Annotated in this window: 13 protein-coding genes; 8 read left to right on the top strand and 5 right to left on the bottom strand. The window is 67.8% G+C overall.

What is annotated here, in order from left to right; genetic code table 11:
- Positions 1 to 9 precede the first annotated feature (9 nt).
- Together ACF09J_RS32185 and ACF09J_RS32180 are read right to left on the bottom strand one after the other, a co-directional pair.
- Complete coding sequence (locus tag ACF09J_RS32185; RefSeq protein ID WP_392308996.1) at positions 10 to 1,443, bottom strand: sugar porter family MFS transporter; 1,434 nt, start codon at positions 1,441 to 1,443, stop codon at positions 10 to 12.
- A gap of 243 nt (positions 1,444 to 1,686) precedes the next feature.
- Entirely contained in the window at positions 1,687 to 2,631 is a 945-nt protein-coding gene (locus tag ACF09J_RS32180) for an amino acid permease (RefSeq protein ID WP_392308995.1), read from the bottom strand.
- Positions 2,632 to 3,012: 381 nt separating this feature from the next.
- Here ACF09J_RS32180 and ACF09J_RS32175 point away from each other — a divergent pair, with 381 nt between their 5' ends.
- The 6 genes from ACF09J_RS32175 to ACF09J_RS32150 all read left to right on the top strand — a co-directional run bounded on the left by ACF09J_RS32175 (position 3,013) and on the right by ACF09J_RS32150 (position 7,759).
- A complete protein-coding gene (locus ACF09J_RS32175) occupies positions 3,013 to 3,651 on the top strand; it encodes an NADPH-dependent F420 reductase (RefSeq protein WP_392308994.1) in 639 nt (212 codons plus the stop codon).
- A 67-nt stretch (positions 3,652 to 3,718) separates the two neighbouring features.
- A complete protein-coding gene (locus ACF09J_RS32170) occupies positions 3,719 to 3,934 on the top strand; it encodes a Tn3 family transposase (protein ID WP_392308993.1) in 216 nt (71 codons plus the stop codon).
- 599 nt (positions 3,935 to 4,533) lie between these two features.
- Positions 4,534 to 5,106, top strand: coding sequence for an NADPH-dependent FMN reductase (locus tag ACF09J_RS32165; RefSeq protein ID WP_392308992.1), 573 nt, complete (start codon positions 4,534 to 4,536; stop codon positions 5,104 to 5,106).
- A gap of 69 nt (positions 5,107 to 5,175) precedes the next feature.
- Positions 5,176 to 5,592, top strand: a complete 417-nt coding sequence (locus tag ACF09J_RS32160) for a hypothetical protein (RefSeq protein ID WP_392308991.1) — start codon at positions 5,176 to 5,178, stop codon at positions 5,590 to 5,592.
- Between the two features lie 63 nt (positions 5,593 to 5,655).
- Complete coding sequence (locus ACF09J_RS32155; RefSeq protein WP_392308990.1) at positions 5,656 to 6,297, top strand: threonine/serine exporter family protein; 642 nt, start codon at positions 5,656 to 5,658, stop codon at positions 6,295 to 6,297.
- 85 nt (positions 6,298 to 6,382) lie between these two features.
- A complete protein-coding gene (locus tag ACF09J_RS32150) occupies positions 6,383 to 7,759 on the top strand; it encodes an IS1380 family transposase (protein ID WP_392308989.1) in 1,377 nt (458 codons plus the stop codon).
- Positions 7,760 to 7,920: 161 nt separating this feature from the next.
- On the opposite strand, the gene ACF09J_RS32145 is transcribed toward ACF09J_RS32150, so the two are convergent.
- Positions 7,921 to 8,181: a hypothetical protein gene (locus ACF09J_RS32145; protein ID WP_392308988.1), complete on the bottom strand. Its 261-nt coding sequence runs from the start codon at positions 8,179 to 8,181 to the stop codon at positions 7,921 to 7,923.
- Between the two features lie 264 nt (positions 8,182 to 8,445).
- Positions 8,446 to 9,615, bottom strand: a complete 1,170-nt coding sequence (locus ACF09J_RS32140) for a class I SAM-dependent methyltransferase (RefSeq protein ID WP_392308987.1) — start codon at positions 9,613 to 9,615, stop codon at positions 8,446 to 8,448.
- A gap of 368 nt (positions 9,616 to 9,983) precedes the next feature.
- Here ACF09J_RS32140 and ACF09J_RS32135 point away from each other — a divergent pair, with 368 nt between their 5' ends.
- Positions 9,984 to 10,817 carry a PIG-L family deacetylase gene (locus ACF09J_RS32135; protein WP_392308986.1) on the top strand — a complete coding sequence of 278 codons (834 nt, stop codon included), beginning with the start codon at positions 9,984 to 9,986 and terminating at the stop codon, positions 10,815 to 10,817.
- A gap of 327 nt (positions 10,818 to 11,144) precedes the next feature.
- Here the strand turns inward: ACF09J_RS32135 and ACF09J_RS32130 are convergent, their stop codons facing one another.
- The gene (locus ACF09J_RS32130) at positions 11,145 to 11,822 is read right to left on the bottom strand and encodes a GntR family transcriptional regulator (RefSeq protein WP_392308985.1); all 678 of its coding nucleotides are present in this window, start codon (positions 11,820 to 11,822) and stop codon (positions 11,145 to 11,147) included.
- Positions 11,823 to 11,985: 163 nt separating this feature from the next.
- On the opposite strand from ACF09J_RS32130, the gene ACF09J_RS32125 reads away from it, so the two are divergent.
- On the top strand, positions 11,986 to 13,386 hold the full coding sequence (locus ACF09J_RS32125) for a malonyl-CoA decarboxylase domain-containing protein (RefSeq protein WP_392308984.1): 1,401 nt from the start codon (positions 11,986 to 11,988) through the stop codon (positions 13,384 to 13,386).
- Positions 13,387 to 13,395 lie beyond the last annotated feature (9 nt).

Genomic DNA, 13,395 nt, shown 5'->3' with positions numbered 1-13,395 from the left:
GACTCCACATCACCCCGGCTTCTTTCCCCGTGGCTGCCTGCTGAACCGGGCCTGGAGCGCGGCGTCGACCTGAGCGAAGTCACGGTCGCGGGTCTCGGGGACGTAGCGGACCACGAACCACAGCCCGAAGGCGCACACCGCGGCGAAGACCCAGAAGGTTTCGCCCTGGCCGATCGCGTTCACCACCGGGAGGAACACGAGGCTGACCACGAAGTTGGAGGCCCAGTTCACGGTGGTGGACACGCTGGAGCCGGCGGCGCGCGCGGAGGGCGGGAAGAGCTCACCGATCAGCACCCAGAAGACCGGGCCCAGCCCCACGGCGAAGGCAGCGATGTACACCACCATGAACAACAGCGACAGCAGTGCGTTCATGCCGAGGACGAAGGACAGTCCCAGCAGGACGAGCATCACCAGCATGCCGGCCAGCGAGCCGAGCAGCAGCTTGCGTCGCCCCGCACGGTCGATCAGCCGGATCGCGGCGATGGTCATCAGCAGGTTGATCACGCCGATCGCCACCGAGTAGAGGATCGAGTTTGCCGCGGTCAGGCCCGTGTTCTCGATCGTCGTTGGCGCGTAGTAGATGATGGTGTTGATTCCGCCGAACTGCTGCACCGCGGCCAGCGTCAGCCCGACGACGAGCGCCGGGCGGACCCGGGGTGACTGGAGGACATGCCACCCGTGGTTCTGTGACGTGTCGCCGCTTTGTGCCTCCCGGTGTCTGCGCTGCGTCTGTTCGATGAGCAAGTCGGCTCTGGTCTCGTCGCTGACGGATGCGATCACGGTCCGCGCCGTGTCCGCGCGGCCGTGCAGGATCAGCCATTGCGGTGATTCCGACAGCAGCAACAGCGCCCCCAACACCATGATGAGGGCGGGGATGGCGCCGACCGCGAACATGCCTCGCCACTGCCCGTTGCTCGAGAAAGCGAGGTTGATGAAGTACGAGATCAGGATTCCACTCGTGATCATCAGCTGGTTGAGGGTGAGGACGCGCCCGCGGATCTCCTTGGGAGAGACCTCCGACAGGTAGACGGGAACCGTTGCGGAGGCCGCTCCGACCGCCAGGCCGAGCACCAGCCGCCCGACGATCAATGTCCAGTAGCCCGGAGCGGTCGTCAGGATCGCCGTACCGACGAGGAAGACTGTTCCCTCCGTCGCCAGTGCTTTCCGGCGGCCCAGACGATCGGCCATGCGGCCCGCGGAAACAGCGCCCAGCATCGCCCCGATCAGCAGGATGCTCACCACGCTGCCCTGCTCGAACGCGTTCAGCCTGAAGTCGTGCTTGATGTAGAGCAGCGCGCCGGAGATCACGCCGGTGTCGTAGCCGAACAGGAAACCGCCGAGAGCGATGATCGCCGCCCACCGCCAGACCCGACGGCGTCCCTGTGCAGGGATCCCAGCGAGGGGTCCCTCGGTGCCCGGCTCTCTGGAGAAGCCCTGGACCATGTGCGTTCCTTCGCCTCAGGTGAGCATCGCTCCCGCGCGTAGGAAGGACGCGTTGTCTTCCGTGTCTGGCTGGGCAGGCGACGAGCTGTCCCGCGGGAACTCCTACTATGTGCCGCTGCAATCCGGGGCCGCCCCGTGGGGCACCGCGATCGGGTGAACCCGTGCCAGGGGGCGGGTCGCCAGTAGCAGGTATCGCCTGACGGTCAGAGATTCAGGCGATAAGGGAGTAGGCACACGACCACGTCAGTGCGCGCGCTCAACACGCCGGCCAGCAGGATGCCGCGTTGGTTCTGCAGGATGCGAAAGCGGCGGTGGGCGGGCTCCACCTGAGGGATGAGTACGGCCACCTGCCTGCCGTCGCGGCCGGCCTACGTAGCCGAGGACCGGATGCACCAGCGAGTGCTGGGGGCTCTCGACGATGTCGAGCCGGACACCCGGATCCCACCGTGCCCAGTCGGCGCGCATGGCGGCGGCTTTCGCCTGGTCGGAGAAGGCCGCCACCACCACGACCTCGTCACCCAGCGAGAGCGCGGCGGTGACGGCACGCTCGGCGACCGCGTCGACCTCGCCCAGGGGAACGATGACCAGACTGGAGGCTCGTGCGGGCACTGCAGGCATCCGCCTCAGTCCGAGTTCCACGCCGGCGAGCGTGTAGTAGCGCTGAATCCTGGAGAACAGGAGCATGAGCAAGGGCACGATGAGCGCCACGAACCAGGCTCCCGCGAGGAACTTGCTGGTGAGCAGTACCACGGCTGCCACGGCGGTGAGCACGGCTCCGACTCCGTTGATCACCGCCCGGGGCACCCAGCCGGCCGGACGCACAGTGGCCCAGTGCCGTACGAGACCGCTCTGGCTGATGGTGAAGCCGACGAAGACCCCGACCGCGAAAAGAGGGATCAGCCGCTGTGTGTCGGCGTTGACGGCGATCAGCAGCGCACACGACAACACGGCCAAAGCGAGGACACCGTAGCGGTGGACGGGCCGTTCCGCGCGCAGCGCGAACAAATGGGGCAGGCGATTGTCCCGGGCGAGCAGGCTCATCAACACCGGCAGCCCGCCGAAGCTGGTGTTGGCGGCGAGGCCGAGCGCGAGGGTGACGACGACACTGGTGGCGTAGTAGGCCCAGCCGGTGCCGTAGGCACCCGCGGTCAGCTGGGCCAGGACCGTAACGCCCTGGCGGGGAACCACGTGGTGACGTGGTTCCTTGGCGACCCCCACTCGTCTCAGGCATGGACGCGTCACGCCCCATGAAGACAGACGGGATACATTTGTACGGGAGTGGTCCCTCAAGCTTCGTCCATCGACGGCCATCGCCGTTACACGTTCGCTCCCCTGGCCGAAGCACGGGCCGGACAGGCCGGCGCCGAGGGGCGCGTCGCGACACGCTCGGACGCAAGGGTGACGCGCGGACCTTCGGCGCATACAAGCGGCGCATCACGGGATAGGCATGCAGCTGCACCTGGCGGCGACCGGATGGGCCGCGAGGGCCTTGACCCGACCTCTGCTCGCTGCCCGGACGGACGGCCCGGGGCACTGCCGCTCACCCCAGCCCGATCGGAAGGCAGCAACTTGCAGATCAACATCGTGGGCCCCGGCAACATGGGCCGAGCCATCGCCGCCCGCGCACTCACCGGCGGCCACAGCGTGTGCCTCGTCCACCCCGACGCCGACCGCGGCCGAGCGGCAGCCGCCGAGCTCAAGCAGCGCTTCCCGGACGGCGAAACCGGCTCGGCCACTGCGGCGCAGGCAGCCGACATGACCGTGCTGGCCCTGCCCTACGACGCAACGCTGGAGGTCGCCGGATCCGCCCGTGCCACGCTGTCCGGACAGGTCGTGGTGGACATCTGCAATCCCGTCGACTTCGCCACCATGGACTCGCGCGTTACGCCCGCCGACACGTCGGCCGCCGAGCAGATCCAGCAGATCGTCGGCACGGACGCGAAGGTCGTCAAGGCATTCAACACCACGTTCGCCGGCCTGCTCACGACGGGTGAAGGCCACGGCTTCCCGCTCGACGTACTGATCGCCGGCGACGACTCCGCTGCCAAGGCCAAGGTCGCGGAGCTAATCTCCTCCGGCGCGATGCGTCCCCTGGACGTCGGTCCGCTGCGCCGCGCCCGGGAGCTCGAGGCGTTGGGTTTCCTGCACATCTCCGTCCAGCAACCTCTGGAGCTGAACTGGCAGAGCGCCATCAAGATCCTCCCCTGACAGAGACGGACGGGCCAGTACGCCAGACCCTCCCCGGTCAGCCGAAAGCCCGCACGAGCGGCTCAGCTTGGCTACCTCCTCGGACATCGACGCCGCCGTCAAGCAACTCGCCGCCGACGGCTTCCCCGTCACTGACGAACTGCTCGCCCGCCTCTCCCCGCTCCAGTACGACCACATCAACTTCCTCGGCCACTACGCCTTCACCTGGCCGACCACGCCGGGCTTGCGTCAGCTGCGCGACCCGCAGAGCCACGACGGGACCAAGGACATCGAGGACGAGTAGCCGCAGGCCCGTACAGTCGAAGCGGCGGCCCGGAGTCAGTTGCGATGACTCCGGGCCGTCGTCTGTTCACTGCCCCTCAGCGCGGGCTCAGGCGGGCCCCGTCCGGATACGAACTTCGGTCTTTGGGATGGCAGGAGACCGGATGCCGGTCGCCGTTGAGGAGAACCCGCAGCACCCCCATCACCCTGCCAAGGAAGACCCGCCCGAGCATTCCGGCGGACCGTAGCGACCGACAGACAGGTCCCGAGTAGGCGATGTAGGAACTCGCTTCCGCCGCGTACTCCTCGGTCGTGCCGTCGAACCAGTCCCCGGAGGCGAAAACCGGGCCGTACAAGCCGATGAGCCTTCCGGCCGCTTCGCCTGTGATGCCGCAGCACAGCAGCAATCGACCGCCTCGGCGGCCCACCGCGCCGGCGCTTCAACACCTCCGTCGAGGAGCGCGGGCAGGCCGTGGTGGATGCACCCGGTCACCTGGAGGGGTCTGCCAGCACGCGCTCCGCTCCTGGCCGTGGTTTCGTTCCTTGCGGAACTCCCGGCCCGCCCGAGGGCGCGATACGCAAGAACCAAGAACGCAATACGTGCATTGAATGGAGGAACCGATGACTACGTACAGGGTCGGCTACTTCGTGGGAAGCCTGGCGACTCACTCCATCAACCGGACGCTCTCGAAGGCGCTCATCCGGCTGGCCCCATCCGATTTAGAATTCTTTGAGATTCCGATCAAGGATCTCCCCCTCTACAGTTACGACTACGACAGCGACTACCCTGCCGAGGGCAAGGCGCTCAAGGATGCCATCGCCTCCGCCGACGCCGTCCTATTCGTGACCCCGGAATACAACCGGTCCATTCCGGGCGCTCTCAAAAACGCCATCGAATGGGCCAGTCGTCCCTGGGGCAGCAACTCATTCTCACACAAACCCTCCGCTGTGATCGGAGCGTCCCCCGGCGCCCTCGGCACTGCCCTCGCTCAGCAGAGCCTGCGCGGCGTCCTCAGCTTTTGCGACTCGCCGCAAATGAACGCACCTGAGGCGTACGTCAGATTTAATACCGATGTTTTCACCAGCGATGGAGAAATCGTCGACAGTCAAACGGAACATTTCCTCCGGGACTTCATGGAGGAATTCCGGGATCACGTTGTCCGGGTTCTCACCGTACTTCCGCGAAAACCCTGAGCGCGCCAGTTGGGGTTCGTTACGCTCGACGAGAAGCAACACGAAGGGGTTCATGTGGGTCAGCCACGGATGAACGAAGAGCGCTTCTACCTGTATCCCATGAAACGTGTAGCTGCCGTTCTGGATGACGAGGAACGGTATACGGCTGCATGTCATCGCTTGGAACAAGCCGGGATCGATCTGTCCCAGGTGAACGTGCTGAAGGGGCCGAAAGGCCAGCGACTTCTGGACCGCGAGGGAACCTCTCGCGGGCTGCTCGGCCGCATCATGCGTGGGCTGCAGCACGGGGGCTACGAAAGCGAGACGCTCGCGGCCCACTCTGCCGCCCTGAGCCAGGACAAATGGCTGATCTTCGTTCCGGTCCGGGGCAAGGACGAGGCCAGGCGGACGGTCGACATCCTCCGATCGCACGGAGGTAGCGAAATTTTCCACTTCCGCCGATGGGCAGTGCAGTTCTTTCCCCCGAACTATCGATTGAAGCCGTAAGGGACTGCGACGCCTTTCGGGCCGTGTGCCCTGGGGTTTCCGGCGCCGGCAGAGGAGGCGGACATGGGGCATGCGGCCGCCGGTCTGGACGATCTGACCGCCTTCCTGGGCCGCCTGACCGCCTTGATGCTGCGTTCTTCCGGCGAGGGCGCCTACTCCATCGAGCGGGCTGTGGGTACCGGCGCTCGGGCCTTCGGTGGCCAGGCATCCGTAATCCTCGTGCCTGAAGCGGCCGTGCTCTCAGTCGCCGCGGCCGACGGTCGCATGCGGACCGTCTGCGTGCACGGCTTCCCGGAGGTAATCCGACTCGACCAAGTAGCGGCGCTCAAGCCCTTCCTGGCCGACGTAAGGGCGGGCAGGCTCGGGCTGGCCGAGGCCAACCGCAGACTGGCACGCATCGAGGCTGCACCGCCGCCGTACCCCTGGTGGCTCAAGTTCCTCGGCGTCCTGCTGTTCTCCCTGGGCTTCGCCCCGCTGGTCCAGCCCACCTGGTACGAGATCACCACCACAGCCGTCCTGGGCGCGATCGCCGCGGCGCTCGTGGTCGCCGCCGTTCGCGCGCCGCGACTGTCTAAAATCCTCCCCCTGGTGGTCTCCGCCGTCGTCTCCGTCGTCATCATCGAAGTGTTCACCGGCGATCCGGCACACGGCGGCCCGGTCCTGCTAACCTCGCGCTTTCACGAGGTGGGGTTGTCCGAGGCTTGATCAAATAAGCGGAGAGTGCTCCTGACCTGCAACGATGGGACTTGTCGAGGGTCCTGTTGGCTGCACGGAAAGAAGCACTCTCCAGGTGAAGAAGCGTATCGGGTCGTACCCGCATGTCCACATCGAGGGCGGCGGCCGGACGGTGGTCTCACAGGCCGGGGGCGTGCTGCTGGTCGAGACCGTCCGCAAGGCCGGCTTGAACACCGCGATATCAGCGGCGCTGACGCCGTGGCGGAAGGCCCGGGCGGTGCACGATCCGGGCAAGACCCTGCTGGACGTGGCCCTGGCGGTCGCACTGGGCGGGGACTGCCTCGCGGATGTCGCCATGCTGCGGGCCGAGCCGGCCGTGTTCGGGCCGGTGGCCTCCGACCCGACGGTCTCCCGCCTCATAGACACCCTCGCAGCCTCCGAGGAGAAGGCCCTTCGGGCCATCCGTGCCGCGCGGGCTGAAGTCCGCCGGCATGTGTGGCGGTTGGCCGACCGGAAAGCGCCTGACGCGGGCGGGACGGTGACCGTGGACCTCGAGGGGGTCCTGGTGATCGCGCACTCGGACAAGGAAGACGCCGCACCCACGTGGAAGCGAACCTACGGCCACCATCCGCTGATGGGGTTCGTCGACCACGGAGCGGGCGGCACGGGTGAACCGGTCGCGGCCCTGCTCAGACCGGGCAACGCGGGCTCGAACACCGCGGCCGACCACATCACCGCCACCCAACCTGCCCTGGCCCAACTACCGAAGAAGTACCGGTGCGGGCGCCGGACCCTCATCCGGTGTGATTCCGCGGGTGGCACCCACGACTTCGTCGCCTGGCTCGCCCAGCAGGGACGATGGCTGTCCTACTCGGTCGGCATGGTGATCACCGAGGCGATCCACCAGCACGTGCTGAAGGTTCCGGCATCGGCCTGGACGGCTGCCGTCGAGGCGGACGGCGAGATCCGCGACGGAGCCTGGGTCGCCGAACTCATCGGCGACGTCCTGGACGGCTGGCCCAAGGGCATGCGGCTGATCGTCAGGAAGGAACGACCGCATCCCGGGGCCCAGTTGAGGCTCACGGACGCGGACGGCATGCGGCTGACCTGTTTCGCCACCAACACGGTCGGCCGGCCGATCGCCGACCTCGAGCTCCGTCACCGGCTGCGGGCCCGGGCCGAGGACCGCATCCGCGCCGCCCGGGCCACCGGCCTGCGCAACCTGCCCCTGCACCGCACGGCCCAGAACCGGATCTGGCTGGAGATCGTGCAGATCGCTCTCGACCTGCTGGCCTGGATGCTGATGCTCGCCCTGACCGGCAAGGCCCGTCTCTGGGAGCCCCGCCGACTACGGCTCCGCCTGTTCACCGCGGCCGGACAGCTCGTCACCACCGGCCGCCGCCGCATCCTCCGCCTCGCGGCCCACTGGCCCTGGACCGACGAAATCGCCGCCGCCCTCGACCGGCTCACCCAACTGCCCGACCCCGGCTGACCAGCGGACTCCCTGTCCCCACGACAGCACCTCAACACCCGGAACAGTGGAACCCGGCGCCGCCCCGAGGCGACGCTCGGGCCCTCGGCCTGCACAGCCTCAGCCCACGGCACGAAAACGGTCCACCGACTCCGTCGGCGGACCGTCACGAAACTTCGAGGCTAATGCTCCCGGCGCTGTTCTACTTCGTTCCCGGTGACTTCCTCAGCGCATCGACCACCGAGCTCGCCGTCGGCCTCATCACCACCGGTGCGATCCGACTCGCGTACTCCATATTCCTGCTCGTCCAGCTCTACCTCGGCGTCCTGCTGGGCATATTCGTCACCGGCACCCCCCCTCAACGCCCTCTTCGACACCGCCGCCATCGCCGACCTGCCCAAGTGGGCACTGATCCTGGGCGGGATCGCCTTCACCGTCGGCACGGTCCTGGCCTTCGCGAACCCCCACCGCTTCTTCGGGACTCGCCTCGTGCTGGTCTACGCCACTGTCGGGGTGCAGTCACTGTTCACCGAGCTGATCCGGGAGACCGGGGGCACATTCGTCGCTGCCGCGGTGCTTGCCGCCACAGCCAATTTGCTGGACCGCAACCCCGCCCTCCCACCTCGATTGATCCTCATCCTTCCAGGCTTCTTCACCCTCACCGTCGGCTCCCTGGGCCTGCGCGGCCTGACCGCCCTGGCCGGCGGCTACGTCATCGAAGGCTTCCAAGACCTGCAGAAACTCATCACGATCGTCACCGCCATCGCCATCGGACTGGTCGTCGGCATGGCACTCACCCATACCCCTGCCCCAACGCGGCTCACCTCTCCCAAGGCCCCCTCCACTTCCCAGCGACCGCCCTGACCATGTCTTCGCCGCACCGTCCACGGCAACTCATGGCTATTCCGTGGACAGTGGCGCCTGCATCCCGGCCAGCCGTGCAACTGTTCCACCGGTCGCCGTCGGCGCCCGATGGACCTCGAAAATCGACGGCAGTTGGCCCAGGGCGCCAGAACCTCCACGACCTCACCGACACCAGTGCCGTCGACGAGGACACCGTCATGCTGATCACCCTTCACGTGGTGGCGGCGCATCGCCGTGGCCCCGGTCTGCGAGTCCCCCGCCGGCAGTCCGAGCACGAATGGAGCCGCTGTGGAACTGAGGTGCAGCAGCCCCTTGCCTGAGTGGGCGTATTGAAAGCTATCGAAGGTCGTTCCTCGAACACTTAGGTACGTCAAGTGGTCAATGGTCAACAGTGAACCCTGTCCACAACCCTCGGTATCGTCGACCAGACCCCAACCCTCGTCGGTGGTTCGCACGTCCTCCTCCAGCGGCGGATGACCCCAGCTGGGGTTCCGGGGGCAGAACCGCTCGTGGAGATCGGCCGTCTCGGCATACACCTCCGGCTCTCCCGGCCGGCGGACAACGACGTGGCCGAGCAGCGCCATCCAACCTCCAGGAGAGAGCACGCCGTGTGCTCGCTGCCAGCCAATCGACGGGTCGACCCAGTGCCACGACGACGCAGCCACGAGAACATCGAAGCGTCGACCGAGGTCGTCCCACTCCTCGAACGTCGACGTCTCGACTTTGACGTTGGGAAAGGAGACGATCCGCCGGCGAGCGAGTGCGGCCATGTCCGTGCCCGGCTCGACGGCGGTGACTGAGCATCCGAGCGCTGCCAGCGAGCGCGTCGCCTGACCGGTGCCGCAGCCCACCTCCAGCACCGACGACCTTTCGTCCATGCCGGTGATGGCGACAAGGTCTGTGAACAGCTCGTCGGGGTATCCCGGTCGGACCCGGTCGTAAAGCTCCGGCACCTCGTTGAACACTCGGCCGAGGTGGTGTTGCTTCGAGGGCCTCTTCGGATCTTCGGTCACGAACGCACAAGCTATGAGGCTCGTCCACGCAGACGCCCTGGTTTGGTGGCAGCCGCTGAAGCGCTGCCGCCGGTAGTTGGTCGCGGCCGGCCGCGTAGGACAGGGAGGCCACCAGGTGACAGTTGCGCGCGAAGGCCCAGGGGTGTTCCCGTGTGCGGCGGGAACAATGTGTCCGGCCGGCACTGTTGCACCAGCCGAGAACCGGCGCCACACGAGCGGGGAACACGAAGACCAAAAGATCGTCCGCCCCGACGTGATCCGGTGTCCTCGAGTCCGCGGTACACCCGGTCATCTGCTATTGAGGGGCGCCCGCTCATGTGGCCGCCGCGGGCTCGGATCGAGACCTTTTTACGCAGGAGGACAGTTTCATGAATGACGGGCCGTTGACGCTCATGGCGGTACACGCCCACCCCGACGACGAGGCCACTGGAACGGGAGGTGTTCTCGCGCGGTACGCGGCGGAGGGCTGTCGCACGGTCCTCGTAACGTGTACCGACGGTGGTTGCGGTGACGGACCGGGTGGCGTCAAGCCAGGCGATCCCGGGCACGATCCGGCAGCCGTCGCCTTGATGCGGCGTCAGGAACTTCGGGAAAGTTGCGACATTCTGAAGATCAGTCATCTGGAGATGCTGGACTACGCTGACTCCGGGATGATGGGCTGGCCGGCCAACGACGCCCCCGGGTCCTTCTGGCGGACACCCGTGGAGGAGGGCGCTGCTCGACTCGCGGAACTCTTGCGGCACTACCGACCCGATGTGGTCGTCACCTACGACGAGAACGGCTTCTACGGTCACCCCGACCACATCCAGGCCAACCGCATCACGATGGCGGCGCTTGCGATGACCGAGCTGACGCCGAAGGTGTACTGGACGACGGCACCCCGCTCGATGATGCAGCGGTTCGAGGAGACCATGCGCGAGTTCGGTGCGGGCGGACAGGAGCCAGATCCCGCTGAGGCCGCCGCGATGGCGGAGATCGGACTTCCCGACGAGGAGATCACTACCTGGGTGGACACCACCGCGTTCGGCGGCCAGAAGTTCGATGCGCTGGCCGCGCATGCCAGCCAGAGCGAGAACATCTTCTTCCTCGGGATGGGCCGGGAGAGGTTCACCGAATTGATGGGCGTCGAGACCTTCGTCCGCGTTCAGGACACCACCGGCGCGGCCGTGCCCGAGAACGATCTCTTCGCCGGCCTGCGCTGATCCGCCCACCCACCGGGAGCCTGAGAAGGCTCACGACCCGTACGGAGGGGGCCTCGCCGCCTCGGCGCGGCGGGCCGCCTCCACCTCGGCCCTCAGTGTGGAGCAGCCCCGCCGATAGGTGCTATCGGTTGGCCGTGGTGGCCGTGGTGGCCGTGGTGGTCGGCGGGCTGGCCCAGGTGGGTGGGCGTGGAGTGTGGTCGTTGTGGTGGGATCCGCCCAGTGGCGCGCTGCCGGCGGGTGCGGGGTGGTGCCGCCACGTCCCGGCGCGGGTCGAGCCCGAAGCGGGCCGGGATCCGGCGGGAACCGCGGCCCCCGGCGGCCGTGTGCTCATCCGGCGCCGCGCACCGGCTCCGTCAACTGCCGCCATGTCCGCACCAGTTGGCTGAACTCCTTGACCTGGACGAGTACGTGGTCGCGGGCGGCGTTCTCCGCCGTCTCGGCGTCGCCGCGGGTGATGGCGTCGGCGATCTCGCGGTGCTCGGCCAGGGAGCGGCGCATGCGGTCCGGGACGCGCAGTTGCAGTCGCCGGTACGGCTGCAGGGCTCGCTTGAGCGCGTGGGCCTGCTGTCGCAGGTACTCGTTGCCGCAGGAGTCGTAGACGATGCCGTGGAACCGGGCATTGGCGTAGTAGTAGCGGTCCGCGTCGCCGGCCGCCGCGTGGCTCTCGCACTCCAGCAGGGCGCGTTCGAGGTCGTCCAACGCCTCCCGGTCGATCCGGCGGGCGGAGAGCCGCGCCGCCATCCCCTCCAGTTCGGCCATGACCTCGAAGCGCTCGGCCAGCTCGGAGACGCTCAGCTCGGTGACGTACGTCCCCTGCTTGGGGCGGATCTGTACGAGTCCGGAGCGCTCCAGGGCCTGGAGGGCCTCCCGGATCGGCGTGCGAGAGCAGCCGAACTCCTGCTCGAGCCGCGCAGGGTCCAGACGCTCGCCGGGACGGTAGTGACCGTCGACGACGGCGTTCTCGAGTGCGTCGCGAACGCGCTGGGATTCCGGGACCCGGGCCATGTGTACCTCCGAGCGGTCAGGTTATCCGGGCGTGCAGGGAGTGGTGCACGAGCCTCGTTGTGTCCTACGGTGGCGCTGTTATATATATCGTCCGTGGTCATGGATTCACACCCAGGGGCGACAGCAGAGCGAGCGAGACCAGGGGCGTACGGAAGGTGCGGACATGGAACGTCACGACGGCTGGCTGCTGACCGACCTGTTCCAGGCCCTCGGGCGGCGGCGCGGCGCGGATCCGGCGGCCGGAGAGCCGCTGGACTCCTCCCTGGACCAGCTGCTCGCCGCCTGCGAAGTCCTGATGAGCGACGTGGGCGAAGCCTCGATGCGCGCGGTCGCGGCCAAGGCCCTCGCCGCCTACGACGAGCTCGACGACGACGGCAGGCGGGCCTTCTTCAGCCACATCACCCAGACCTACGACGCCGACGCCGATCAGGTCCGCGCCGCCTTCCGCCGCTGGGAGAACGCCCGCAGCGCCGGATCCCGGGGCGAGGAGGAGCTGGTCCAGCTCTTCGACGTGGTCGAGCCGGCCCGCCAGCAGCTGCTCCGCCGGATGAACCACGCACCCGACGCCACGCTCGCCCTGGTCGAGATGCGCGCGGACCTGCGCCGGCTGATGCACCGGTATCCCGAGCTGCGGCCCCTCGACCATGACTTCCACCACCTGCTCACCTCGTGGTTCAACCGAGGCTTTCTCCGCATGGCGGAGGTCACCGGGGACGCGCCGAAGGAGCTGCACCAGCACCTGATGCGGGGCGAGAAGGTCCACCCGATGGAGAGCAGTGCCGAGCTCCGCCGTCGCTTGGAGCCGGAGGACCGTGCTGTCTATGCGTTCTTCCATCCTGCCACCGGGGAGGTGCCGCTGATCTTCGTGGAGGTCGCTCTGGTGCGCGGCCTGCCGGACCGTATCGCTCCGCTGCTGGAGCCCGGCCCGGCCCTCAGCCCCGCGGACGCGGACACGGCGGCGCTCTACTCGATCAACAACGCCCTGGACGGCCTGGCCGGAGTCTCTTTCGGCAGCTTCCTCATCAAGCAGGTCATCGAGCAGGTGGGTGAGCAACTGCCTCATCTGACACAGTTCGTCACGCTGTCGCCCCTCCCTGGATTCCGGCGATGGCTCGGTGAGCAGGCCGGACGGGACGCCGAGCTGAGGCTGCTCGTCCGTGAGCTGGACGCCCTGAAGGGGCCGGCGGACCTCGGGGCGGCGGACGTCGAACGGATCCGTGCCCGGCTCCTTCCCGCCCTGGCGCGGTACGTCGCGGTCGAGCGGCGCGAGGACGGACGCCCCCTCGACCCGGTCGCCCGCTTCCACCTGGGTAACGGGGCCGCCGCCTGGCAGTTGAACTGGCCGGCGAACAACTCGGCCGACGCCTGGCGGCAGTCGTACGGCGCGATGATCAACTACCGCTACGAGCCGGGGCAACTGGAGCGCCGGCATGAGGACTTCGTCCGCCACGGTGCCGTAGCCCTCGGCGGACCGCTGCGCGACGCCTTCCCCGAGGCCGCGGAAGTGCCCCGCACCAGGGACACCTCCACGGCCTCCGCCTCCACTGCCCCCAACGATCGATGAGAGAGGAAC

It is taken from the genome of Streptomyces sp. NPDC014889, assembly GCF_043081205.1.
Taxonomy (GTDB): Bacteria; Actinomycetota; Actinomycetes; order Streptomycetales; family Streptomycetaceae; genus Streptomyces.
The sequence above is the reverse complement of the archived record's forward strand: the minus strand, read 5'-3'. Positions and strand labels throughout refer to the sequence as shown.